Raw genomic sequence first — 22,567 nt, 5'->3', positions numbered from 1 at the left:
CGTTCCTGGGGCCGCAGCGACGATCCTCCAGAGAAAATCGGACCTGTGCAAGGAAAATACAACCTTGATAAGCAGTCATACTCCCGTATGACGTGTATCCACCCCGTCCCCTGCGGTCCGATATGGCAGGCGGATGGAGAAGCAAACGCCGGGGTCGGTATTCTCCACCGTCAGGGTGGCACCCAACTGCTTCGACAAGGTGTGGATCATCCGCATGCCCAGGCTGCGGCTGCGGCGCCAGTCGAAATCGGCCGGCAACCCGATGCCGCGGTCGCACACGCTCATCCGCAAGATACCGCCGTCGGCATGCAAGGCGACGGCAATCATATTGTCCCCGCCGGATTCCTTCTCCTGAGGACCTGCTGCGGAGCCGAGCGTGGCGGGGGTCGGTCGATAGGCATGCTTGATGGCATTCATCACCAGTTCGTTGGCAAGCAGCCCCAACGGCACGGCATGGTCGGTCGGCACATCGACCGGCTCCACCTCCAGTTCCAGCCGCCACCCCCCGCCCTCGGACTGGGCGGAATGCTCCAGTTCCCGGCACAATTCGGTCAGATAATCGTGGAAGGGGATGAAGTGGATGTCGTCGACCCGGTAGAGCAGCCGATGGATGTCGGCGATGGCCTGGACGCGCCGCCCGGCCTCCAGCAGATGACCGCTCAGCCGCGGATCGCCGACCGCCTGCCCCTGCAGGCCCAGCAGGCTCGACACCACCTGCAGGCTGTTCTTGATGCGATGGTTGACCTCGCGCATCAGCAGGTCCTTCTGGGCCAGCGCCGCGTCTCGCTCGCCGATGGTCCGCTCCAGCGAGGCCGTGCGTTCTCGAACCCGCCATTCCAGGTCGCGCTGCACCCGGCGGGCGGCTCGTGCCTGCCGGAAGCCGAAGATCGACAGGGCCGCCAATGCCAGCGCGGCGGCGGCGGCCAGTCCGGCATAGGGGGCGATCAGCCGGCGCCAGGAGGCCAGCACCGGGGCCAGCTCCAGTTGCACCACCACATGGACCGGCCAGCTGTCGACCTGCCGATGCGCGACGATGACCGCGTCGTCGCGCGCAACACCGCCTGCCGGCGCCGCCATGATCGCCCGTCGGACCGGATCGTCCGGCGGTATCGGGCCGGCCATCTTGCCGGCGGCCTCGCCTGGTTCGCGGACCAGCACGTCGAGGTCGCTGGCCCGGAGCAGGATCGTCACCGGCTCGTGCGGGACGTCCAGCTCCTTGTAGAAGCCCGATAGATAGGACGGATCGATGGTCACAGACGCCATGCCGCGGAAGCGGCCGTCCGGCCCCGACAGCCGGCGGCTGAGCAGGAAGGTCGCCCTGTTTGTCACCCGGCCGATGATGCGCTGTCCGATATGGGGCCGGTCCACACCGCTGCCGGGCGTCGGCTCGTGGCGATGGAACAGGAAGGCCTCGCGGTCCGATGCGTCGGAATGGGGGGCCGGGAAAGCCACCGTCGTCAACCGCAGCACCCCCGATCCATCGTTCAGCCAGACGGCGTCCAGAAAGGGCAGCCGGGCGCGCTGCGCATTCAGCTTGTCCCACAACCCGTGCGACCGGGCGATCTCATCCCATGACCGGCCCGCCGATTCCTGGGCTGCATATTCGACCAGCAGGTCGGCGGCATCGAACAGGCGCGCCGCATGTTCCGCCAGGACACGGACCGCCGACTGGGCGCGGTCCTGCGCCCCGCTCACCGCCCGTTCGCGCGACTGCACACCGACGATCACGGTGACGGCAGCCAGGAACAGGAAGCCGCATGCGGCCAGCCAGCCGATGGCGGCCTCCAGTCGCGGAGTGCGGAAGGACTGGGTGCCGTCCATCATGGGATCGTCAGGACGCTGGGCGGGTAGGAGCATGCAAGTCGCTGTTCCTTTCCCATCGGCGCGCTCCGCCGCGCCGGACGACTGGTGCGGCAAGGATGATCGCGCAACAGTAGCTCAGGACGACGCTTGCCGTAACACCGTCTTTTGGCGATGCGGGATTGCGACTCCGACCTATCGAACCGGGGTGCCACCAAATCCTGTCGCTATCTGATCGAATCGTTGTGCAGGACCATCTCGACCACCAGTTGAGCGGCACAGAGATCAGCCAGCGCGGTGCCGACCGACTTGAACAGGGTGATCTGGTCGTAGAAGCGGCGCCCGGCGCGTTCGCCGCGGCTCAGGTCGAACAGGTCGCCGGCGATATCGTCCGGGCTCAATTGACCGGATGAAACCGGCTCCGCAATATCGCCGGCTTCGGCCGGCGTCCGGTCGCGGGCATCGACGAAGACACGCGCGCGGCGGACGCAGCCGTCATCCGCCTCGCGCATCTCCGGCGTCACGCCTCCCAGCAAATCCAGATGCTGGCCGGGCTGCAGCCAGTCGCCACGGATGACCGGTTCGCGGGCCGCGGTGGCGCAGGCGACGATATCGGCGCCACGCACCGCGCCCTCCAGGTCGGTGGTCGCCTCGATCCGGAATTTGGGACGGTGGAAACGGGAGGCGAGGCGCTTGGCCTTCTGCGGATCGCGGCCCCAGACCAGCACATGGCGGATCGGCCGGACCGCGGTATAGGCCTCCACCAGTTCCAGCGCCAGCGGGCCGGTGCCGACCACCAGCATCCGATCCGCATCCGGCCGAGCCAGATAGGAGGCGGCAAGCGCCGAAGCCGCAGCCCCGCTGCGCCGGCCGAGAGCCGCGGAGGACTCCAACACTGCCTGCGGCACGCCGGTCTTGCCGTCGGCCAGCAGATAGACGCCCTGGGTCTGCGGCAGGTCGCTGCCGGCATTGCCGGGAAAGACCGTGTCGATCCTGACCCCGATCGACTGGTTGACCTGCCAGGCCGGCGCCAGCAGCAGGGCGCCGTCGCTGGCCCCATAGGTCTCGACCCGATGGCGGTGGGCCGGAGGAGCCGCCACGCCGGCGCGGAAGCTCTGCCGCAGCCGCTCGATCAGCATGCGGTGGTGCAGGACGGATCGAAGCTCGGCGCCGCTGACGGTGCGCATGGGACCTCCCGCCCGGTCGCCCCCCTCTCCCCGGCCGGAGAAGGAAGCGGATCGATCAATGAACCGTCGGCGCCGGGTTTTCGGCCGCCGGCACCGGCAGGCCGCCGGAGGAGCCCGGCAGCGGGCCGGACACCGGGCGGGTGCTCTCGGCCAGACGCTTTTCGGCGGCGGCGGCGCGGGCCTGCGCCTCCTTCAGTTCACGCTCCAGGAACAGCACACGGTTGCCTTCGCGCCGGGCACGACGGCGATGGCGGCGCTGGCTGTTCCAGACGATGAAGCCGCCGGCCAGGAAGCCCAGCACCAGCGCCAGCAGCGCGGCCAGATAGACCGGCGTGTCGAGCGTGAAGGGCAATGGCCACAGCGACAGGGTCACGATGCCGCGGTTGGAAATCGCGAACAGGATCGCGACGAGGGCCACGGGAAGGGTGACGATCCAGGAAAGATGGCGCAAGGCGAAGGTTCCTCAGAAATCCGACGGGAAGAGACGACGGAGCGAAGGTCGGCGATGGCCGGCCCGGCGTTCAGTCCGTGTTCAGGCGCTCCCGAAGCTGCTTGCCTGTCTTGAAGAAAGGGATGCATTTCTCGCCGACGTCAACCGATTCCCCGGTCCGGGGGTTGCGACCCGTACGCGCGTCCCGCTTCTTGATGGAGAAGGCGCCGAACCCCCGCAGTTCCACCCGGTCGCCGCGCGCCAACGCTTCAGTGATCTCGTCGAAGATGGTGCCGACGATCTTCTCGATGTCGCGCTGGTACAGGTGCGGATTGCGTTCCGCCAACCGTTGGATCAGTTCCGACTTGGTCATGACCGTCGACGTTCCCCCAATTCGATGCGGGCGCCTTGGTTCGCGATGCGCCGCGCTTGGTTAGCAGCGTGCCACCGGGCATGGGAGGCGTCAAGCCCCGCCCGCGGTGCTAAGCCGTTACGGTGCAACCCTTTTTCCGCACTATGGCCGGAATGCCGAAAGGGCTCCGTTCCTACGGCAGCCGAAGCGGCCATGGCCTGCACGGCAATCTCCGGCACGGATCATGACAAAAATTTGAAAGCAATCAACGGCTTCGCGCAAGACAGCAGGGATCGGGGCGCCAGGAGGTCAGGCCCCGCCCAGCCGCGTCCCCTCCAGGATGGCGCCCTCCAGCACCGCCGACGACCGGTCGCAGCCCGTCAGGTCGGCCAGCGTCAGGTCGCTGCCCTTCAGGTTGGTCTGGCTCAGCGAGGCACCGGCCAGACGCGCCCGCACCAGCGACGCGCGCATCACCTTCGCACCGGAACTGACCAGCAGCATGCCCAGGTTGGCGCCGTCCAGCCGGCTGTCGATCAGAATGGCGCGGTCCAGCTTCACCCCGCGCAGGTCGGCGCGGCTGAGATCGGCCGAGCGCAGGTCGGCACCGTCGAACTGGGCCGCCTGCAACTGCGCGCCGTTCAGCCGGGCGTGACGCAGCCGGGCGCCGGTGCCCTTGGCCAGCGTCAGGACCTTGCCCGTCAGGTCGGCCCCCTCCAGGTTCAGCCCGGTCAGGTCGAGCTGGCGGCCCTGCTTACCGCTGGTGCCCAGCCAGATCATGTGCTGTCGCAGCATGCTGTCGAGCTGTTCGCCCGGCAGGGCCGGCAGTTCGGCCGCCACCGTCTCCTCCGCCTCCTGCTCCTGCTCGGCCGCCGAGGCCTGCGAGGCGGCGCGCGCCTGCTCGTCGGTGCGGATCGCCTGCTCCAGCCCACCGTCATCCAGGCTGGCCCCGTCCAGGATGGCGCCGCGCAGGTCGGAACCGTTCAGGTCGGCCCCGCGCAGGTCGGCGCCGGAGAAGTTGGCGTCGCGCAGGTCGGTGCGGTCAAGCCGGGCGCCGGCCAGCCGCGTGTTGGTGAAATCGGCCGCCCGGGCGAAGCTACCGGACAGCTTGGCCCGGGCCATGTCGGCGTTGGTCAGCCGCGCGGACGCCATGTCGGCCGGGCCGGGGTCGAAGCCGACCACCTTCAGTTCGCCGACACTGTTGCGGTTGACCATGCTGCCGTCGCGCAGGTCCACCTCGACCATGACGGCACCGTCCAACCGGGCGCCGCGCACGTTGGCGCCGCGCATGTCGGTCCGGAACAGCCGCGCTTCCGACAGGTCGGCCCCACGCAGATCGGCGCCATAGAGGTCGGCATGGTCCAGCACCGCGCCACGCAGGTCGGCGTCGCGCAGGATGGCGCCGGCCAAGTGGGCTCCCGTCAGGTTGCGGCCGGCCAGCGACAGGCCCGACAGGTCGAAGAAGGGAAGATTGGCACGGGCGCCGTTCGGCCGTCCCTCGGCGAATCGGACATGGCGCTCGCACACTCGGTCGAGTTGGTCCTGGGTCAGGCGGATGCGGGATTTGCCGTCTTGCGCCATTGCCGGTCACGCGAACAAGGCGTCGATGTCGGCCTGGGAGATCGAACCGCCGCCACCGCCATCGCCCGTCTCCTTGGGCGGCGGGGGTGGGGGCGGCGAGGCCGGCTTCGCGACGGGAGGAGGGGGGGTGGTGGGGGGGGTGGTGGAGGCGGCGGTGCCACGGCGGCCGGCAGCGGCTCCGCCCGTTCGGCCACGTCGGGAATGCTGTCGAACAGCGCGTCGATGGCGTCCTGGCTGACCTCCGGCCCGCCCAGTTGCGGACCGTTCAGGAGATGGGCGTCGGGGCGGGTGTCCCCCATCTTGCGGTGCGAGGCGACATCGCCCGACGCGTGGTGGTCGGCGGCAACGGACAGCCTGTCGACACCCCAGATCTCGATCATCGTGTTAACGCGCTCTTCGATGTAGCGCAGCGTGTTGACGACCTTGGTGGTGCGCTGGCCGGTGATGTCCTGGAAGGAACAGGAGGTCATGATCTCGATGCACCACGCCTCGATCGCATCGATCCGTTCGGCCAGATCGGCGTCGTCCCGCGGCATCGACATGGTGATTTCCTGGATCTTCTCCGTCGCGTTCAGGATATCGGTGGTCGCGCGCTCGGTGGCCGCAACGATCTCGTCCAGTTCGCCGGTCGCCGCTTCGATCCGGTTCGATCCGGTGTCGGTCGCCTTCAGCGCGGCGATGTCGCTGCGGGCCTCGCGCACCACCTGGGTGATGGCTGTCAGTTCCTGCTGGATGCGGGGATCCTCGCCCGGACCGAAGGCGGTGAATGCGCCGGGAGATGCCCCGCCCAGGCGGTTCACCTGGGTTTCCAGCTGGCCGACCAGCCGGTGGAAATCGTCGGAGGCGACGACACGACAGCGCCGGTCGCGCATGCGCAGGAAGGCGCGCCCCCGCGCGGTCTGCGACAGGGCTTCCTCCATCTGCAGATACTCTTGCTCGGTCAGTTCGAGCAGTGACCCGCCGCTCATAGCGCCCAACCCGTTTCAATCGACCGCGCGTCCCCGGCATGCCCGAAGCCCGTCCCGGTCCTGTCCTATAGCACTGAATTTCTTTACCGGGAGTTTCCGCCACCATCAGGCTATCATATCGCGACCTGGGTTCACGGGCTGAGGGCTTCGGAATGGGGGAACGCCGGGCAGGCTTGAACCGCCTCCGCTTTTGTCCCAAATCAGCCCGGTCGACGAAGCGACTCGAAGAAACTCCCCCCTCAAGAAAGGAAGACTCCATGAAGTCGGTGGTGCGCCCGGTGATGTTTGCGGCGGTTGTCGGGCTGGCGGCGCTGACCGGCGGCGCGCTGCTGCCGTCCGCCCCGCTGCCGGGCCTGGGCGCGTCGCCGGCGGCGGCGGCGCTGCCGCTGGGTGCGGTGAGCGGCGGCACCATCGCCCCGATGCTGGAGCAGGTGACCCCGGCGGTGGTGAACATCTCGGTGCTGAGCCAGGCGCCGCAGGCCGAGAACCCGCTGCTGCGCGACCCCTTCTTCCGCCGCTTCTTCAACCTGCCGGATCAGATGCCGCAGGGCCGCCCGCAGGTCAGCGCCGGGTCGGGCGTGATCGTCGACGCCCGCAACGGCTATGTCGTCACCAACAGCCATGTGGTGGAGAATGCGCAGGAGATCGCGGTCACGCTGAAGGACCGCCGCCGCCTGCGCGCCAAGCTGATCGGCCGCGACGCCGCCACCGACATCGCGCTGCTGCAGATCAAGGCCGACGGGCTGACCGCCCTGCAGCTCGGCGACTCGGACCGCTCGCAGGTCGGCGACTTTGTCGTCGCCATCGGCAATCCCTTCGGCCTGGGGCAGACGGTGACCTCGGGCATCGTCTCGGCGCTCGGCCGCAGCGGGCTGAAGATCGAGGGGTATGAGGACTTCATCCAGACCGATGCCTCGATCAACCCCGGTAACTCCGGCGGCGCGCTGGTCAATTTCCAGGGCGAGCTGATCGGCATCAACACCGCCATCATCGGCCCGGCCGGCGGGTCGGTCGGCATCGGTTTCGCCGTGCCGGTCACCATCGTCCGCTCGGTGATGGAGCAATTGCGCGAGTTCGGCGAGGTTCGGCGCGGCCGGTTGGGCGTCGCCATCCAGGATCTGACGCCCGACCTGGCCGAAAGCATGAGCCTGAAGGGCGACGAGGGCGCCCTGATCGCCAAGATCGAGCGCGGGTCGCCCGCCGACAACGGCGGCCTGCGCAGCGGCGACGTGGTGGTCGCGGTCGACGGCCGGCCCATCCGCAGCGCCACGGACTTCCGCAACCGCATCGGCCTTCTGCGCGTCGGCACGCCGGTGCAGTTGACGGTGGTGCGCAGCGGCGGGCAAAAGTCGGTCACCGTCCGCACCGAGCGCTGAGGCGCGAGTTGCTGTATCAAGCGCTGAGGCGCGACCCGTTGAGGAGCCACCCCGTACCGGCATGATGCGTTCCAATCCACCCCGCCGCCCGGCCGCCCCGCCGGCGCCCTCGCCCGGCCGCAGCGCGGCCCAGCGCCAGCGCGAGATCGCGACGCTGCTGATGCGGCTCGACGCCATGCTGAAGCAGTCGGCGGAGCTGGCCCAGGCGGCGCGCGAACGGGTATCGGTCGGCGGGCTGGCCCGCTACCGCCGCTTCAGCCGGCGGGTGCGCGACTTCTTCGCGCTCGCCGCCCTGGCGCAGGAGCGGCTGGACGCCGCGCCGGAGGAGTTGGAGGACCTGATCGGCCCGATGACCACCGCGTTGGAGCGTCTGCATGCCCGCATGGTGGTCCAGTTCGTGGAGGGCAGCGCCGCCTTCTTCGCCAGCTTCGCGCGGGTGAAGGCCCTGCCCATCGGGACCAATGAGATGTGCGGGGTGGAGTTGCGCGGCGTGCTGGAAATCCGCAAGTTTCTCGACGATCCGCTCTATGAAGGGGAGCGCGGGCAGGCGTTGCGCGCCGAGGCCGACCGCATCACCGGATTGATCCGCCGGGTGATGGACCGCATCCCACCCCTGCCCGACTTCGGCGACGAACCCAGCATCGGCCCGCGCGGCACGGTCAACAGCCCCCTCAAGGGTCCCAACGCCCATCTGCCGCCCGGCCGCGCCGCCGGCCGCCCATCCCCGTCCGCGGCTCCGCGCCCGGCCACACCCGCGCCCTCCCCCAGTACGGAAGTCCGTTCCCTCAGTCTCGACCAGTTCGAGGACGACGAGGAGGAGTGATCATCCCGTCACCTCCCCTCACCTGCGATGCCTTCCCTCATCCGCCGTCAGGGCGCCGACGGCCGCACCAGCCGCACCGCCGAGCAGGCCGCCATAGATCGCACTGCCGCCGGTGACCGCACCGATGGCGGCTCCGCCGGCCGCACCGATCGCACCGCCTGTGAGGGCGCGGTTCTCGCGATGGTTCATGTTCGAACAGCCGCCGAGCAGCGTCGCACCGATCAGCAGTGCCATCGCCCCGGCCGTGTGTATCCGCATGGTGGTCTTCATCGGTCTCTTCCTTCAAACATAGGCGTGGCCGCCGGAGGCTCCGTCCAAAGGATGCCTCCGGCGGCCACGCCTATGTTTGGGGATCGGTGCGGAATGCTGCAGTGACAATTTCGGGGTATCGCCCCCTCGGATGCCCACAACCGCCTCCCTTCGCGCCTGCACGAACGACGGGCTCAGCGCTTCAGTTGCGGATCCTCGCCCTTGGCGTGGCTCTTGCCGGCTTCTTCGGCCTTGCGCAGCTCTTCGCCTTCCGGCCCGTCGACCGCTTCACGGGCACGGGCGGCGTCACCCTGGACGTCGTGATTCTTGACGTGGTCGGCCACGCCGCGGCGGTATTGCGCGTCGGCTGTCCGATTGCCCTCTCCCTCGTTCTTCGGTTTGTCGGCCTTCGGTTTGTCGGTGTCCATCGGGTTCCTCCATCGTCGTGATCGGCATTGCGGCAGCCGATGCCTTTGTCGGCTCTCGGCCTAGACGCAGAGAACAACAGCACCGACTTGCCAAGGTTTCCCCGGATGAAGCCAAACCCCATATCCACATTTCATTTATGGTTACAAAATCATTGGGAAGACCAGGCCAATTGTATCCGGCGAATAACAAATAATTGCAAATTTCTGAATGAAATTCAGCGGCGGCTTGGTTAGTACGTTTCCTCGCCTCCCAAAGCGTCGATGCCAGGGAAAAAATATCGGCTACTGCCGCGGGCACGCTGCCATTCAGCAGTCAAATCCCGATCCGAGGAAAGACAGAGATGACGGTATCGGAAAAGCCCCTTTCCTTCGCCACTCTTTCCGGATCAGAATCGGGAGACCGTGATCCGGAAGGGAACCGTCCACCCTCATCCGGCTTGCCCATGGGGCGGATCGTTGAAATGGCGTTCAGCCGCATTTGGGTCATCAAGCGTCAGGGCGCATTGACCGAGGTCGAGGGCCGACTGTACTGGCCGGACCGCTGTTCGCTGGAGCGCGCGGCAGCCCGGGCCGGCATTCCCCTGTCAGACGTCGTGATCCGCACCGGCCGTCTCGACATCAAACATCGATAGAGATGAGTCCCCTCCCCTTCCGGGGGATGGAATCCCGACGAAGGAACAGTTGCGCAGGCGGCATGGGTCTTCCAATATCCGGAACGCAGGCCAACATATGGTATATGTCGGTCCACAATCTCCGCTTCATTGGGGCCTATGGAAGACATCGACCGCCAAAGAACGCTGGCTTATTTCGAACGGCTGGGGAAAAAGCGCGTGCGGCTTTATACCGCCATCGACTGTGACCGCTTCCTCGGCGACTGGCAGGTCCGCGAATTGGCCGACCAATGGTTGGACGCGAAGAATGCCGAAGGAACGCCGCAGCCGCTGTGGCGGCGGCTCATGTCCGACCGCCGCCGCTGAACAGGGGGCCCTACCGTCAGGCCCGCTCCGGAAACAGCCCCAGCAGTCCTTCCCGTGTCGCCGCGCAAACCCCGCGTTCAGTGATCAGGCCGGTCACCAGCCGGGCCGGCGTGACGTCGAAGGCGTAATTGGCGACCGGACTGCCGTCGGGAGTGACGCGCACCGTCTCGATCCGGCCGTCGGCGGTGCGGCCGGTCAACTCGCTGACCTCGCGGCCGTCGCGCTCCTCGATCGGGATGTTGCGCAAGCCATCGGCGATGGTCCAGTCGATGGTCGGCGACGGCAACCCGACATAGAAGGGCACGCCGTTGTCATGCGCCGCCAGCGCCTTCAGATAGGTGCCGATCTTGTTGCAGACATCGCCGGCCGCGGTGGTGCGGTCGGTGCCGACGATGCACAGGTCGACCTTGCCGTGCTGCATCAGATGACCACCGACATTGTCGGCGATGACGGTATGGGGAACGCCATGCTGTTTCAGCTCCCAGGCGGTCAGGCTGGCGCCCTGATTGCGTGGCCGCGTCTCGTCCACCCAGACATGCAGCGGAATGCCCTGCTCGAAGGCGGCGTAGACCGGCGCCAGCGCAGTCCCCCAATCGACTGTGGCGAGCCAGCCGGCATTGCAGTGGGTCAGCACATTGACCGGCCCGCCCGGCGCCTTCCGCCCGGCCGCGGCATGGATCAGGGCGGCGCCATGGCCACCGATGGCACGGTTGATCGCCACATCCTCGTCGGCTATGGATGCCGCCTCCGCATCGGCTGCGGCGAGGCGCTGCGACTCGGGGAGCGGCGCCAGACGGGCGCGCATCCGCTCCAGCGCCCAGCGCAGGTTGACCGCGGTCGGCCGGGTCTCCAGCAGCGTGATGCAGGCGCGCTCCAGCCCGGCATCGCTTGCATCGGCGCGCAGCGCCAGCGCCACGCCATAGGCCGCCGTTGCGCCGATCAACGGCGCGCCGCGCACCAGCATGGCCCGGATGGCGTGGGCGGCCTCATTCAGGTTCGTCAGCCGGACCAGGGCGAACTCATGCGGCAGACGGGTCTGGTCGATGACGGTGAGGATGCCGTCCGCCTCCGGCCAGATGGTGCGATAAGCCGTTCCGTCGATCCGCATAAGACCATCCTCCAAAGCCGGCAAATGCCCGATGCCGTTGTCGGCACTCCACAATAGACGGTGGCCGCTGGCCCTTCAACGCGGGTAGCGTTCGGCGGAACCGTCACCCGCCGGACGGTGTTACCGTTTCCGGCCAAGAATGAACTGGCCGTAATCCCACATGGCTCCCGATACGATGCCGTTGCACGCACTGCGTTCCCAATCCTCCCCGCTCTACCGGCTCCCCGGTTCGGCGCTGGTCCTGATCGCCTGCACGGCCGCGGTTCTGCTGACCATCGGGTTGTCAGCCATCTTCGCCTGGCGCGACCGGGACGAGGCGATGCGGCAGGCCGCCGGCGTCGCCGGCAACATCGGCCTGCTGGCGGCCGAGCATGCCGCCCGGCTGATCGAGTCGGGCGACCTGCTGCTGACACAGACCGCCTCGCTGGCCGGTGCGGCCGGATCGCCGCTGCCCGACGATGGGACGACACGCGAGCGGATGGCCCTGCTGGCCGCCAGCGCCCCTCATGCGGTGGGGCTGGAGATTCGCGACCCCGCTGGCGAGTTGATCCTGTCGAGCCTGCCGGATGCGCCCGCCGGCGCCCCGCCCGCCCTGAAGCCGGCCCTGAAACCGGAAGGCCGGGCGATCGGCGACGGCCGGATGGCCGGCCGGGCGGTGATCACCCTGGCCCAGCCCCTCCCCGGCGGACCCGGACGCGGCTGGGCGGTGGCCGGGCTGGATGCGCGGGCCTTCCGCGACGTCTACCGCGCACTCGAGGTCGGTTACGGCCACAGCATCTCGATCCTGAAGCCCGACGGCACGCCGCTGCTGCGCGAGCCGGAGGGCCGGGGCACGATGGGCGGGAGGGGCGGCGACGATGATGCGGCGAGCCATGCCGACGACATCACCGTCTCCCGCCCGGTCGGCGACAGCGGACTGTCGGCCACGGTGACGATCACCACCGGCAGCGTGCTGCAGCGCTGGAGCGAGCGGCTGTGGATCTACGCCGCCTTCGCCGCCGCCGCCTGCGCCACGGTGGCGGTGATCGGCGCGCTCGCTATCCAGCGCGCCCGGCGCGAGCGCGAGGCGGAGGACGCGCTTCAGCATGCCTACGACACGCTGGAGGAGCATGTCCACCAGCGCACCGCCCAGCTGGAGCGGGCCAATGCCCAGTTGGAAGCCGCGGTGACCGACAAGGAGGTGCTGCTGAAGGAGGTGCAGCATCGGGTGAAGAACAACCTTCAGGTCATCTGCAGCCTGCTGCGCCTGCAGGCGGCCCGTATCGACGAAAGGGCCCGCCGCGGCTTCGACGAAAGCCTGCGCCGCATCCAGACCATGAGCCTGTTGCACGAACTGCTGCACCGGTCGCAGGAGCCGGCACACCTCAATTTTGCTGACGCGCTGCGCCAGATGTGCGACGGGCTGGTCCGCTCCGACAACCCGACCGCCGCCCGCCTGGAGTTGGAGGCCGAGGACTGGATCGTCGACGCCGACCGCGCCACGCCACTGGCCATCGCCACCAGCGAACTAGTGTCGAACGCGCTGCTGCACGCCTTCCCGCATGGTCACCCCGGCACCGTCCGGGTGGTCCTGGAGCGGGAGGAGAACGGTATGCGGCTGATCGTCCGCGACGACGGCGTCGGGCTGCCGGCCGGCATGCCCAGTCAGCACAAGCGCCCCGTCCGCGGCGGGGCCAGCAGCGGGCTGGGCCTGAACCTGGTGCAGGCGCTGTCGCATCAGGCCGGCGCCTCGCTCAAGATCGAGCGCGACGGCGGCAGCATCTTCACCCTGTCGATTCCCAACCAGCCGGTCCGCCAGCACGCCAAGAGCGCGGCATGAGGATGGCGGCGGCACAAAACGAGGCCGGGGACGAGGCCGTGAAGGCCGCCCGCTTCCGCCGGGAAGTTCGGCGAAGGCGGGCAGCCGTAACGGCTACTCCAGCATGCTGCGCAGCATCCAGGCGGTCTTGTCGTGGATCTGCAGGCGCTGGGTCAGCAGGTCGGCGGTCGGCTCGTCGCTGCCCTGCTCGGCCAGCGGGAAGACGCTGCGGATGGTACGGGCGGCAGCCTCGTGCCCCTCGACCAGCTGCCGGATCATGTCGTTCGCCTTCGGAACGCCAACCTCTTCCTTGATCGAGGCCAGTTCGGCGAACTGAGAGAAGCTGCCCGGCGCCGGATAGCCCAGCGCACGGATGCGTTCCGCGATCTCGTCGAGCGCGGTCCACAGCTCGGTGTACTGGGTCATGAACATGGTGTGGAGCGTGTTGAACATCGGCCCGGTGACGTTCCAATGGAACGAATGGGTCTTGATATAGAGCGCGAAGGTGTCGGCCAGAACCTTGTTCAATCCTTCGGCGATGGATTTGCGGTCTGCGTCCGAGATCCCGATGTCGATCTTCATGGTTCGATCCTTCTTGTCTGGGTCCTGCATCATACCCCAACGCAGGCGCAGCCGTCACCGGCAGCACCCCGCGGTCCGGGACATGAGCTTGGGCGCAGGCAAATGGTTTCAAGGCTGATGCGACCAAACTTCGCAGAACGCATGACAATCCGGCGCTCCGGACGGGGACCGGCACTCATCCCTGCCGCAGCCGCCCGATGAAGTGCTTGACCTCCTGGTTCAGCGTCACCGCCTGGCCATCCAACAATTCGGCGGCGCGCAGCACCTCGCCGGCGGCGGTTCCGGTCTCTTCGGCGCTGGTGGAAACGGTGGCGATGGTGCGGGAGACCTCCTGGGTGCCGGCCGCCGCCTCCTGGACATTGCGCGTGATCTCGTGGGTAGCGGCGGCCTGCTGTTCCATGGCACCGGCGATGGAGCCGACGATCTCGTCGATCCCCACCACCGTCTCCCCCACCCCCTTGATGGCGGTCACGGCGGCACCGGTCACCTGCTGCATGGCGGCGATCTGGGTGCCGATGTCCTCGGTCGCCTTGGCCGTCTGGGTGGCGAGGTTCTTGACCTCCGACGCCACGACGGCGAAGCCCTTGCCGGCCTCCCCCGCCCGCGCCGCCTCGATGGTGGCGTTCAGCGCCAGCAGGTTGGTCTGCGCCGCGATCGAGTTGATCAGCCCGACGATCTCACCGATGCGCTGGGCGGCGTCGGACAGGCCGACGACATGGCTGTTGGTCTCCTCCACCGCGCGCACGGCTCCCCGCACCATGTCGAACGAGCGGCGGACCTGCCCGCCGATCTCGGAAATCGAGGCCTGCATCTGCTCCGTGGCGGCGGCGGCGGTCTGAACGCCGGTGCCCGCCTGGGCGCTGGCGGCGGCGACGGTGGCGGCCTGCCGGTTGGCGCTGGTGGCGCGCTCCAGCATGCCGGCGGCATTGCTGCGCACCTGATGGGCGCCGGCCCCGACCTGCTGCACCACCTCGGCCACGCGGGCCTCGAACAGGTCGGCCAATCCGTCGATGGCCCGGCGCTTCTCCGCTTCCGCTTCGGCCTTCTGGCGCTGCTGGTCAGCGGTCAGGCGCACCACCTCGCGGGCGTTGGTCTGGAACACTTCCAGCGCCCGAGCCATGGCACCGATCTCGTTGCGCATCCACCCGCCCTCGACCACGGCGTCGAGTCGGCCTGCCGCAAGCTCTGTGGTGTTCCGCGACAATTGTTGGAGCGGCCGGGTGATGGAGCGTGCGAACAGGAGGCCCGCCGCCATCATCGCCGCCAGCAGCCCGGCCATCACCAGCGCGAAGTCGCGCCGTGCGGCGGCGGCCACGTCGCGGGTGGCCTGGATGGCGGCGGCGGTGGACCGGCCGATGGCGGTCTGCGCCTCGACCACCTTGCCGGTCAGGGCGGCGAACTGGGCATCGGTGTGGGCCATCATCGGAATGCCGATCAGGCGATCGATCGCCGCCATCTGGTTCATCTCGTCGACCGCCTTGGCATAGGCGCCGAGCCGGGCCGACACCTCGTCCAGCATCGCCCGCTCCGCCTCGTCCAGCTGCATGACGCGCAGGTCGGCGACAGCCGTCCGCGCATTGCCCAGGTTGGCGGCGATGGCGTCGCGCATGGCCTGCAGCCTGGCCTCCTCGATGCCGGAGCCAGACAGGGCGAGATGGCGGGACACGTCGCTGTGGATAACGTAGACGACGGCGACCAGCCGGTCGATCCGGCCCAGCCGCCCGGCGGCTTCGCGATGGATGCCGTCCACCGCGCTAAGCGCCCGTTCCGACTCCCGGTCGGCCAACGCCAGCGCCGCCACCGTCAGGACGATCCCCATCAGGGGCGCCGCGAACAGCCGGCCCGCCACCGACAGGCCCGACAGACGCGCAAAGACACCATTGCCCATCCTCACCCCCTTCCCGCCGTCCCCACCGTCCTTGCCGCCTTCGCCTCCATCCCGAGGGCGCCGCGTCACGCGGAGGCCGTCACTTGTAGATGCCGACATAGGCGACCAGTTCCTGGCCGGGCACGCGCTTCACATAGGTGATCTTCGGCTCGATCCTGTTGCTGGCAGGATTCAGCCAGCGATATTCGACCCAGCCCTCGCCCTTGTCCTTGGCCACTGCCAGCACGTCCTGGACGACGTAGCGGCCGTCCGGGTCCTTGACGTTTATGACGCTTTGGCCGGCGCCGGCCGGGCGCGGCGGGTAGACCTTCCAGACGCCGGCGAAGTCGATGACGTTGACGTAGATCTCGCCATGCTTGAACGGGCCTTCCGCATTGAAGGCCTTGGCCGCCTCGTCCAGCCCCTGCGCGGCGATCAGGTCGACGGCCTTGATGGTGATGGACCTGGCGTCCTCCTGCGTCGGCTTGGCCTCTTCGGCGGCGGCTGGGGTCGACAGCGGGACAGGGGCGGCAGTCCCGACGGAGATCAGGCCGGCAACCAGCAAACGGAACCACAGGCGCATGTGCTCTTCCCCAAGGGTTTCAGGGCCTGCTGGCAACCGCCAGCCGGCCCCGTCGATTGTTGTCCGGCCGTCGTCGCCTTCAGCGTGCGGCCATTTTCAAGCCACCCTACTAGCAGAAGGTTTCATCCGTTTGTCCGTACCATTTCTTTGCGATCATATTGCGTTGCACCACGTCAATTTCCGTAACGATTGAGCGGCATACAATTCTCGCAAGACACATTCTTCTATTCCAACGTCTTATCAAGGTTGTTCCGGTGTGCGCGGCCAGGGGTGCCGGCCAATTACCCAGCCCTGCGACCGATCGCCGCGTCGTCCGTCCTTCGGCATCGGTCGCCGCAAGCTGCGCTTCCAGCCGCCCGCGTGACGGTTTGCCGCCCCTTTTTTCCATCGACAGCCACGGCGTTCGGGTGGAGCATCGAAAGTCCGATGCGGGCGACTTTCGCCGGTGCCGGATCACGCGCCTTCCGACGCCCGTCCGCCGCCCACCGCCTGCAGCGGTCCCGTCGCCCCCCAGCGGCCGGGCAAAGTGCGAGGTCACGTTTCGAAGCCATATGCGAACGGGCCGCTCCGGCGGTCGGCGCCCCCTGTCCGGCCCCGGCAGCCCAGCCCCCACAATTCGGCCAGAACGGCCCGAAACTTCCACGGGAGGTGTGAATGCCGCATACGCAAATCCGGACGGCGCGCTGCGCGGCGCTGGTCGGCCCCTATCTCGCCGGCAAGACGACGCTGCTGGAAAGCCTGCTGTCCGCCGCCGGGGCCATCACCCGCAAGGGCAGCGTGCGCGACGGCAACGCCGTGGGCGACACGTCACCGGAGGCAAAGGCCCGGTCGATGAGCACCGAGTTGAACGTCGCCTCCTTCGACTATCTGGGCGAACGCTGGTCGCTCCTGGACTGCCCGGGTTCGGTCGAGTTGACCGGCGAGGCGCAGGCGGCCCTGATGGCCGCCGACATCGCCGTCGTGGTGGCGGAGGCGGCGCCCGAGAAGGCGGTGCTGCTGGCGCCTCTGTTCAAGATCCTGGACGACCACCGCATCCCGCATCTGCTGTTCATCAACAAGATCGACACGCTGGGCGACCTGCGCGTGCGCGACGTGGTCGCCGCCTATCAGGAGGTCTCGGCCCGCAAGCTGGTCCTGCGCGAGGTGCCGCTGCGCGAGAACGGCCAGATCACCGGGCTGGTCGATCTGGTCAGCGAACGCGCCTGGCGCTTCAACCCGCACAAGCCGTCCGAGCCGGTTGCCCTGCCCGACGGCGAGCGCGACCGCGAGGCGGAGGCGCGGCAGGCGATGCTGGAGTCGGCAGCCGACTTCGACGACGCGCTGTTGGAGAGGCTGCTGGAGGACATGGCCCCCGACAGCACCCAGCTGTACGAGACGCTGGCGCAAGAACTGGCCGACGACCTGATCGTCCCCGTCTTCTTCGGATCGGCGGAAAACGACAACGGCATCCGCCGCCTGCTGAAGGCCCTGCGCCACGAGGGACCGGAGGTTTCCGTCACCGCTTCCCGCAGCGATATCCGGCGGGATACGACGGTGGCGGCCCAGATCGTGAAGACGATGATGGGATCCCATGCCGGGAAACTCAGTCTGGCCCGCATCTGGCACGGCACCGTCACCGATGGCATGGCGCTGGGGGGCGAGCGGGTGTCGGGCATCTTCCAGCTGTTCGGCCGCGACCAGACCAAGGTGCCGCAGGCGGTCGCCGGCGATCTGGTGGCGCTCGGCCGGCTGGAGAAGGCGGCGACCGGCGACCGGCTGACCGACAAGGCCAACCTGGGGGCCCCCGCAGACTGGCCGGCCGCAGCCCCGCCGGTCCATGGGCTGGCTTTGCGTGCCGAGAATCGCAACGACGAGGTGAAGCTGTCCGCCGCCCTCCAAAAGCTGCGGGACGAAGATCCGTCCCTGACGCTCGACCAGTCGGCCGAAACCGGGGAACTGGTGCTGTGGGGCCAGGGCGACGTCCATCTGAGGCTGGCGATGGACCGGCTGCGCAGCCGCTTCAACGTCGCTGTGAAGGGCCAGCCGCCGCAGGTGCCCTATAAGGAGACGATCCGGAAGGGCACCAGCCACCATGCCCGCTTCAAGCGCCAGACCGGCGGCCATGGCCAGTTCGCCGACATCCATGTCGAGGTCCGGCCGCTGCCCCGTGGCTCGGGCATCCAGTTCGAGGATGCGGTGGTCGGCGGCGCCGTGCCACGCCAGTACATCCCGGCGGTGGAAGCCGGCGTGCGCGAGGCGGCGGTGCGCGGCCCGCTGGGCTTCCCGGTGGTAGATTTCGCCGTGGCCCTGACCGGCGGCCAGTTCCACGCCGTCGACAGTTCGGACATGGCGTTCAAGACGGTGGCGCGGCAGGCAATGGCAGAGGCACTGCCGGCCTGCGAGCCGGTGCTGCTGGAGCCGATCCTGACTGTCACCATCGCGGTGCCCAGCGCCTTCACGCCCAAGGTGCAGCGGCTGGTCAGCGGCCGGCGCGGCCAGCTGCTGGGGTTCGACGCGCGTCCTGGCTGGTCTGGCTGGGATGAGGTGAAGGCGTGCATGCCCCAGGCCGACATGCAGGATCTGATCGTCGAGCTGCGGTCGCTGACCTTCGGCGTCGGCAGCTACAGCGCCGAATTCGAGCGATTGCAGGAGGTGGTGGGCAAGGCCGCCGACCGCGCCGTGGAAATCCGGCGCGACATGCTGGCCGCGCAATAGCCGGTCAGTGTCCCCCACTGCTCGCGCCGCGAGCAGTGGGTTATGGCAAGCGTTGTTTCCACTTGGATATTTCGTTCGCTGCGCTACTCTTCTCCGGCTGCACCGTCGCGGTGCACAGTCTCCTCCGGCTGCAAGGATCATCCCCATGAAGCTCAGCGCGCGCAATCAACTGAAGGGCACCGTCATCGCCGTCGACAAGGGTACGGTCTCGGCCAAGGTGAAGATCGACGTCGGCGGCGGCATCATCGTCACCTCCACCGTCACCACCGAAACGGTCGACGAGCTGGGGCTTGCCGTCGGCGACGACGTCACCGCGATCATCAAGGCGTCGGACGTGCTGATCGGCAAGTAAGCAGCCGCAACCTGATCCGCCCCAGCGAAAAGGGCCGGCACCCTGCGGTGCCGGCCCTTTTCCTACTCAACGCCGCAGCCGTGCGATCAGTCGCGCAGGTTGCCGCAAGCGCGCTGGATGCGCCGGCAGGCCTCCTCCAGCGCTTCCGTCGAGGTCGCGTAGGAGATGCGGAAATGCGGGGCGAGGCCGAAGGCCGATCCCTGGACGACGGCGACGCCTTCCGACTCAAGCAGATAGGTGACGAAATCCTCGTCGGTGCCGATCACCTTGCCGTCCGGCGTCGTCTTGCCGATGGTGCCGGCACAGGACGGGTAGACGTAGAAGGCGCCTTCCGGCTTCGGGCAGTGCAGGCCCTTGGCCTGGTTCAGCATCGACACCACCAGATCGCGGCGCTGGCGGAACACCTCCGCACGCTCCTTGATGAAGTCCTGCGGACCGTTCAGCGCCTCGACGGCGGCGGCCTGGGCGATGGAGGTCGGGTTGGAGGTCGACTGGCTCTGGATCACGCCGATGGCCTTGATCAGATCCTTCGGACCGCCGGCATAGCCGATGCGCCAGCCGGTCATCGCATAGGACTTCGACACGCCGTTGACGGTCAGGGTCCGGTCGTACAGCGACGGCTCGACCTGGGCCGGGGTGACGAACTCCAGGCCGTCATACAGCAGGTGTTCGTACATGTCGTCGGTCATGACCCAGACATGCGGGTGGCGAACCAGCACGTCGGTCAGCGCCTTCATCTCGTCGCGGGTGTAGGCGGCGCCCGACGGGTTCGACGGCGAGTTCAGGATCAGCCACTTGGTCTTCGGCGTGATCGCCTTCTCCAGGTCGGCGGGCTGCAGCTTGAAGCCCTGCTCGGCCGGGCAGGAGACGGCCACCGGCGTGCCTTCCGCCAGTTCCACCATGTCCGGATAGCTGACCCAGTAGGGGGCCGGGATGATGACCTCGTCGCCCGGGTTCAGCGTCGCCATCAGCGCGTTGTACAGCACCTGCTTGCCACCGACGCCGACCGTGATCTGGTCCGGCGTGTATGTCAGGCCGTTCTCACGCTCGAACTTGGCGCAGATCGCCTTCTTCAGCGCAGGCGTGCCATCCACCGCGGTGTATTTGGTGTCGCCGGACTCGATCGCCTTGATCGCGGCGGCCTTGATGTTGTCGGGGGTGTCGAAGTCCGGCTCGCCAGCGCCGAGGCCGATGACGTCGCGACCGGCCGCTTTCAGTTCGCGGGCTTTGTTGGTCACGGCGATGGTCGGCGACGGCTTGATGCGCGAGAGACGGGACGCGATAATCGACATGGCGGCGGGCCCCCTCAGGGCTGTGATGACGGTGTGGCGGAGACGTCGTTCGACGCCTGCCCCTCCGGGTGGAAGGCGCGAGGCCGGACCTTACTTCCGCTACACCCCGCTTGCAAGGCCGGTCGGCCCGTCGAAACCGCCCGGCTCCGCGGATTTTCCGCCCTGTGGCGGCATGGTGCGGCAGGACGTCCGGCGGCCTTCCACGGGCAGTTCAGACTGTTTGTGGGGCTAGCTTTCGGCGCCGGCAATACCGAAATGGAGCGCCTCAGCATTATTTATTACTCTACAAATGAATGCCGTACCGGAATCGCTCCGTTTCACCCGCTTCACTTGACAGTTTTGGCTCGACAGTGTGTAAGCGTTGTCCGGGGGATAAAATTCAGGAAGGGATGAGAACCGTGTTTTCCCGTATCGTGCTTGCGGCGTCGGCCGCACTGATGCTGACCGGCGGCGCCGCCTTGGCCCAGGACGTCATTCAGACCCGCAAGGCCGGGTTCGAGGACTACAAGAAGGCGATGGGCGAGATCAAGGATGCGGTCGGCAAGGGCGATCTGGCCGCCGTCGGTCCGGTCGCCGACCGTGTCGACGCCTTCGCCACCAAGATCCCCGGCCTGTTCCCTCCCGGCTCCGACAAGGGCAGGACGGCGGCCAAGGAAGTGATCTGGGCGAATTTCCCGGATTTCACCGCCAAGGCGCAGGGGCTCCAGGCCTCCGCCCAGGCCCTGAAGGTCGCGGCCTCCACCGGCGACAAGGCTGCGACGGCCAAGGCGTTCGGCGCCATGGCCGACAGCTGCAAGGCCTGCCACCAGCGCTACCGCTCCGAATAAGCGCAGGCCTCACGAACAAGGCCCTTCCCCACCGCGGTGGGGAAGGGCCTTTTCCTTGATCGGAGCCTACTTGAAGACCGGCTGCGGCGTGGCCGGCGTGCTGGCCGGCATCAGCGGATATTCGACGCGCGGCTGCTGGCCGGTCAACGCCGTCAGGAAGGCGGTGATCTTGTCGATCTCCTGGTCGGTCAGGGTGGCGCCGAGCTGGCTCGACCCCATCACCGCCACAGCCTGGCGCAGATCCCACACCTTGCCGGAATGGAAGTAGGGGGCGGTCAGCGTCACGTTGCGCAGGGTGGGGGCACGGAAGACATATTCGTCGTCGGCGGTCTTGGTGACGGCGAAGCGGCCCTTGTCGCCCGGCGGCAGGATTTCCGCCCCCGGCTTGGTGACGACGCCGAAGGGGAAATAATCGTGGCCGCCGACATTGACGCCGTTGTGGCAGCCGGCGCAGCCCTTGTCGATGAACAGTTCCAACCCCGCCTTCTGCGTGTCGGTCAGCGCGTCGGCCTTGCCCTCCAGATACTGGTCGAAGGGGGCGGCCGGCGTGGTCAGCGTCGCCTCGAATGCCTCGATCGCCATGGCGACGTTGTCGAAGGTGACCGGGTTCTTCTCGTTCGGGAAGGCCGCGGCGAACTTGACCTTGTAGGCGGGGATGCTGTTCAGCACCTCCATCACGCGGTCGGGCGTGCTGTTCATCTCGACCCCGGCCTGGATCGGACCCTTGGCCTGGGCCTTCAGATCCTCCGCCCGGCCGTCCCAGAACTGGGCAACGTTCAGCACGGCGTTCAGCACGGTCGGCGCATTGCGCGGCCCCTTCTGCCAGCCGTGACCGACCGAGGTCTCCAACCCATCCACACCGCCGAGCCCCAGATTGTGGCAGCTGTTGCACGAGAAGATGCCGCTGGCCGATAGGCGCGGATCGAAGAACAGCATCTTGCCGAGGTCGATCTTCTCATGGGTGACCGCGTTGTTGCGGACCACGGGCAGAGTTGCCGGCAGCGGCTTGAACATCTCCCGCGCGCGGCCCATCAGGGCGTCCCCGGCCGGCGGATCGGCGGCGGCCGCGGTGCCGGCGGTTGCGGCAAGGACGCCGAGGACGGCGACGGTACCGACCAGCAGGCCTTTCAGCGCGGCGGTCGGACGGTATTTGGAGTGCGCGTGCATGGATGGCTGTCCCCCGGCGCGGCCGATGTCATCCACGACCGGTCATTGCGACCAGGCATGGCCGATCGATCCCGGAAATCGGGCCGCTCGTTGGTTCTGGCTTGGATCAATCTGGAGTCATTCTAGACA

The 22,567-nt window shown here is 68.0% G+C and carries 22 protein-coding genes; 8 read left to right on the top strand and 14 right to left on the bottom strand.

Going from position 1 to position 22,567, the window contains the following annotated elements; genetic code table 11:
* Positions 1–75: 75 nt before the first annotated feature.
* The 6 genes from AL072_RS05400 to AL072_RS05375 all read right to left on the bottom strand — a co-directional run bounded on the left by AL072_RS05400 (position 76) and on the right by AL072_RS05375 (position 6,315).
* The gene (locus AL072_RS05400; protein ID WP_144428152.1) at positions 76–1,857 is read right to left on the bottom strand and encodes a sensor histidine kinase; all 1,782 of its coding nucleotides are present in this window, start codon (positions 1,855–1,857) and stop codon (positions 76–78) included.
* Between the two features lie 170 nt (positions 1,858–2,027).
* Positions 2,028–2,987, bottom strand: coding sequence for a bifunctional Delta(1)-pyrroline-2-carboxylate/Delta(1)-piperideine-2-carboxylate reductase (lhpI, locus tag AL072_RS05395; protein ID WP_045581201.1), 960 nt, complete (start codon positions 2,985–2,987; stop codon positions 2,028–2,030).
* Between the two features lie 55 nt (positions 2,988–3,042).
* Positions 3,043–3,438 carry a lipopolysaccharide assembly protein LapA domain-containing protein gene (locus tag AL072_RS05390; protein ID WP_045581202.1) on the bottom strand — a complete coding sequence of 132 codons (396 nt, stop codon included), beginning with the start codon at positions 3,436–3,438 and terminating at the stop codon, positions 3,043–3,045.
* 70 nt (positions 3,439–3,508) lie between these two features.
* Entirely contained in the window at positions 3,509–3,790 is a 282-nt protein-coding gene (gene ihfB / locus AL072_RS05385; protein ID WP_012972825.1) for an integration host factor subunit beta, read from the bottom strand.
* Between the two features lie 288 nt (positions 3,791–4,078).
* The gene (locus tag AL072_RS05380; protein ID WP_045581203.1) at positions 4,079–5,347 is read right to left on the bottom strand and encodes a pentapeptide repeat-containing protein; all 1,269 of its coding nucleotides are present in this window, start codon (positions 5,345–5,347) and stop codon (positions 4,079–4,081) included.
* Positions 5,314–6,315: a hypothetical protein gene (locus tag AL072_RS05375; protein WP_245636771.1), complete on the bottom strand. Its 1,002-nt coding sequence runs from the start codon at positions 6,313–6,315 to the stop codon at positions 5,314–5,316. The genes AL072_RS05380 and AL072_RS05375 overlap by 34 nt, the downstream gene beginning before the upstream one ends.
* Positions 6,316–6,572: 257 nt before the next feature.
* Between AL072_RS05375 and AL072_RS05370 the strand changes: the two genes are divergently transcribed.
* Complete coding sequence (locus AL072_RS05370; RefSeq protein WP_052709933.1) at positions 6,573–7,691, top strand: Do family serine endopeptidase; 1,119 nt, start codon at positions 6,573–6,575, stop codon at positions 7,689–7,691.
* 61 nt (positions 7,692–7,752) lie between these two features.
* Positions 7,753–8,514, top strand: coding sequence for a hypothetical protein (locus AL072_RS05365; protein WP_045581204.1), 762 nt, complete (start codon positions 7,753–7,755; stop codon positions 8,512–8,514).
* Positions 8,515–8,532: 18 nt separating this feature from the next.
* On the opposite strand, the gene AL072_RS05360 is transcribed toward AL072_RS05365, so the two are convergent.
* Together AL072_RS05360 and AL072_RS05355 are read right to left on the bottom strand one after the other, a co-directional pair.
* The gene (locus AL072_RS05360; protein ID WP_082108848.1) at positions 8,533–8,784 is read right to left on the bottom strand and encodes a hypothetical protein; all 252 of its coding nucleotides are present in this window, start codon (positions 8,782–8,784) and stop codon (positions 8,533–8,535) included.
* A gap of 173 nt (positions 8,785–8,957) precedes the next feature.
* The gene (locus AL072_RS05355; protein WP_045581205.1) at positions 8,958–9,191 is read right to left on the bottom strand and encodes a hypothetical protein; all 234 of its coding nucleotides are present in this window, start codon (positions 9,189–9,191) and stop codon (positions 8,958–8,960) included.
* 341 nt (positions 9,192–9,532) lie between these two features.
* Here AL072_RS05355 and AL072_RS34160 point away from each other — a divergent pair, with 341 nt between their 5' ends.
* A complete protein-coding gene (locus AL072_RS34160; protein WP_144428151.1) occupies positions 9,533–9,823 on the top strand; it encodes a hypothetical protein in 291 nt (96 codons plus the stop codon).
* Between the two features lie 138 nt (positions 9,824–9,961).
* Positions 9,962–10,168, top strand: a complete 207-nt coding sequence (locus tag AL072_RS05350) for a hypothetical protein (RefSeq protein ID WP_045581206.1) — start codon at positions 9,962–9,964, stop codon at positions 10,166–10,168.
* 16 nt (positions 10,169–10,184) lie between these two features.
* On the opposite strand, the gene mtnA is transcribed toward AL072_RS05350, so the two are convergent.
* The gene (gene mtnA, locus AL072_RS05345) at positions 10,185–11,276 is read right to left on the bottom strand and encodes an S-methyl-5-thioribose-1-phosphate isomerase (RefSeq protein WP_045581207.1); all 1,092 of its coding nucleotides are present in this window, start codon (positions 11,274–11,276) and stop codon (positions 10,185–10,187) included.
* A 160-nt stretch (positions 11,277–11,436) separates the two neighbouring features.
* Here mtnA and AL072_RS05340 point away from each other — a divergent pair, with 160 nt between their 5' ends.
* Positions 11,437–13,095: a sensor histidine kinase gene (locus AL072_RS05340; protein WP_045581208.1), complete on the top strand. Its 1,659-nt coding sequence runs from the start codon at positions 11,437–11,439 to the stop codon at positions 13,093–13,095.
* A gap of 93 nt (positions 13,096–13,188) precedes the next feature.
* Here the strand turns inward: AL072_RS05340 and AL072_RS05335 are convergent, their stop codons facing one another.
* From AL072_RS05335 to AL072_RS05325, 3 genes are all read right to left on the bottom strand, one after another.
* The gene (locus AL072_RS05335) at positions 13,189–13,656 is read right to left on the bottom strand and encodes a Dps family protein (protein WP_045581209.1); all 468 of its coding nucleotides are present in this window, start codon (positions 13,654–13,656) and stop codon (positions 13,189–13,191) included.
* A 175-nt stretch (positions 13,657–13,831) separates the two neighbouring features.
* Complete coding sequence (locus AL072_RS05330; protein ID WP_045581210.1) at positions 13,832–15,544, bottom strand: methyl-accepting chemotaxis protein; 1,713 nt, start codon at positions 15,542–15,544, stop codon at positions 13,832–13,834.
* A gap of 79 nt (positions 15,545–15,623) precedes the next feature.
* Positions 15,624–16,106 carry a cache domain-containing protein gene (locus AL072_RS05325; RefSeq protein WP_045581211.1) on the bottom strand — a complete coding sequence of 161 codons (483 nt, stop codon included), beginning with the start codon at positions 16,104–16,106 and terminating at the stop codon, positions 15,624–15,626.
* Positions 16,107–16,760: 654 nt separating this feature from the next.
* Between AL072_RS05325 and AL072_RS05320 the strand changes: the two genes are divergently transcribed.
* Positions 16,761–18,800 (top strand): elongation factor G, encoded by a 2,040-nt coding sequence (locus tag AL072_RS05320; protein ID WP_045581212.1) that lies wholly within the window; start codon positions 16,761–16,763, stop codon positions 18,798–18,800.
* 145 nt (positions 18,801–18,945) lie between these two features.
* A complete protein-coding gene (locus AL072_RS05315; RefSeq protein WP_045581213.1) occupies positions 18,946–19,152 on the top strand; it encodes a TOBE domain-containing protein in 207 nt (68 codons plus the stop codon).
* 86 nt (positions 19,153–19,238) lie between these two features.
* On the opposite strand, the gene AL072_RS05310 is transcribed toward AL072_RS05315, so the two are convergent.
* Positions 19,239–20,444, bottom strand: coding sequence for an aspartate transaminase (locus tag AL072_RS05310; protein ID WP_045581214.1), 1,206 nt, complete (start codon positions 20,442–20,444; stop codon positions 19,239–19,241).
* A 389-nt stretch (positions 20,445–20,833) separates the two neighbouring features.
* Here AL072_RS05310 and AL072_RS05305 point away from each other — a divergent pair, with 389 nt between their 5' ends.
* Entirely contained in the window at positions 20,834–21,271 is a 438-nt protein-coding gene (locus AL072_RS05305; RefSeq protein ID WP_045581215.1) for a c-type cytochrome, read from the top strand.
* A 66-nt stretch (positions 21,272–21,337) separates the two neighbouring features.
* Here AL072_RS05305 and AL072_RS05300 read toward each other — a convergent pair whose 3' ends face one another.
* Positions 21,338–22,438: a cytochrome-c peroxidase gene (locus tag AL072_RS05300; RefSeq protein WP_045581216.1), complete on the bottom strand. Its 1,101-nt coding sequence runs from the start codon at positions 22,436–22,438 to the stop codon at positions 21,338–21,340.
* Positions 22,439–22,567: the final 129 nt, after the last annotated feature.

The organism is Azospirillum thiophilum (genome assembly GCF_001305595.1).
GTDB classification, from domain to species: domain Bacteria; phylum Pseudomonadota; class Alphaproteobacteria; order Azospirillales; family Azospirillaceae; genus Azospirillum; species Azospirillum thiophilum.
Note: the sequence above shows the minus strand (reverse complement) of the source record. Positions and strands in the feature narration are given on the sequence as shown.

Excerpts from the sequence above, each read along its gene's own strand:
- ihfB (WP_012972825.1), bottom strand. The coding sequence starts at position 3,790 with ATGACCAAGTCGGAACTGATCCAACGGTTGGCGGAACGCAATCCGCAC.
- lhpI (WP_045581201.1), bottom strand. The coding sequence starts at position 2,987 with ATGCGCACCGTCAGCGGCGCCGAGCTTCGATCCGTCCTGCACCACCGC.
- AL072_RS05360 (WP_082108848.1), bottom strand. The coding sequence starts at position 8,784 with ATGAAGACCACCATGCGGATACACACGGCCGGGGCGATGGCACTGCTG.
- AL072_RS05380 (WP_045581203.1), bottom strand. The coding sequence starts at position 5,347 with ATGGCGCAAGACGGCAAATCCCGCATCCGCCTGACCCAGGACCAACTC.
- AL072_RS05320 (WP_045581212.1), top strand. The coding sequence starts at position 16,761 with ATGCCGCATACGCAAATCCGGACGGCGCGCTGCGCGGCGCTGGTCGGC.
- AL072_RS05370 (WP_052709933.1), top strand. The coding sequence starts at position 6,573 with ATGAAGTCGGTGGTGCGCCCGGTGATGTTTGCGGCGGTTGTCGGGCTG.
- AL072_RS05355 (WP_045581205.1), bottom strand. The coding sequence starts at position 9,191 with ATGGACACCGACAAACCGAAGGCCGACAAACCGAAGAACGAGGGAGAG.
- AL072_RS05330 (WP_045581210.1), bottom strand. The coding sequence starts at position 15,544 with ATGGGCAATGGTGTCTTTGCGCGTCTGTCGGGCCTGTCGGTGGCGGGC.
- AL072_RS05335 (WP_045581209.1), bottom strand. The coding sequence starts at position 13,656 with ATGAAGATCGACATCGGGATCTCGGACGCAGACCGCAAATCCATCGCC.
- AL072_RS05305 (WP_045581215.1), top strand. The coding sequence starts at position 20,834 with ATGAGAACCGTGTTTTCCCGTATCGTGCTTGCGGCGTCGGCCGCACTG.
- AL072_RS05325 (WP_045581211.1), bottom strand. The coding sequence starts at position 16,106 with ATGCGCCTGTGGTTCCGTTTGCTGGTTGCCGGCCTGATCTCCGTCGGG.
- AL072_RS05310 (WP_045581214.1), bottom strand. The coding sequence starts at position 20,444 with ATGTCGATTATCGCGTCCCGTCTCTCGCGCATCAAGCCGTCGCCGACC.
- AL072_RS05340 (WP_045581208.1), top strand. The coding sequence starts at position 11,437 with ATGGCTCCCGATACGATGCCGTTGCACGCACTGCGTTCCCAATCCTCC.
- AL072_RS34160 (WP_144428151.1), top strand. The coding sequence starts at position 9,533 with ATGACGGTATCGGAAAAGCCCCTTTCCTTCGCCACTCTTTCCGGATCA.
- AL072_RS05365 (WP_045581204.1), top strand. The coding sequence starts at position 7,753 with ATGATGCGTTCCAATCCACCCCGCCGCCCGGCCGCCCCGCCGGCGCCC.
- AL072_RS05375 (WP_245636771.1), bottom strand. The coding sequence starts at position 6,315 with ATGAGCGGCGGGTCACTGCTCGAACTGACCGAGCAAGAGTATCTGCAG.
- AL072_RS05400 (WP_144428152.1), bottom strand. The coding sequence starts at position 1,857 with ATGCTCCTACCCGCCCAGCGTCCTGACGATCCCATGATGGACGGCACC.
- AL072_RS05300 (WP_045581216.1), bottom strand. The coding sequence starts at position 22,438 with ATGCACGCGCACTCCAAATACCGTCCGACCGCCGCGCTGAAAGGCCTG.
- AL072_RS05315 (WP_045581213.1), top strand. The coding sequence starts at position 18,946 with ATGAAGCTCAGCGCGCGCAATCAACTGAAGGGCACCGTCATCGCCGTC.
- AL072_RS05350 (WP_045581206.1), top strand. The coding sequence starts at position 9,962 with ATGGAAGACATCGACCGCCAAAGAACGCTGGCTTATTTCGAACGGCTG.
- mtnA (WP_045581207.1), bottom strand. The coding sequence starts at position 11,276 with ATGCGGATCGACGGAACGGCTTATCGCACCATCTGGCCGGAGGCGGAC.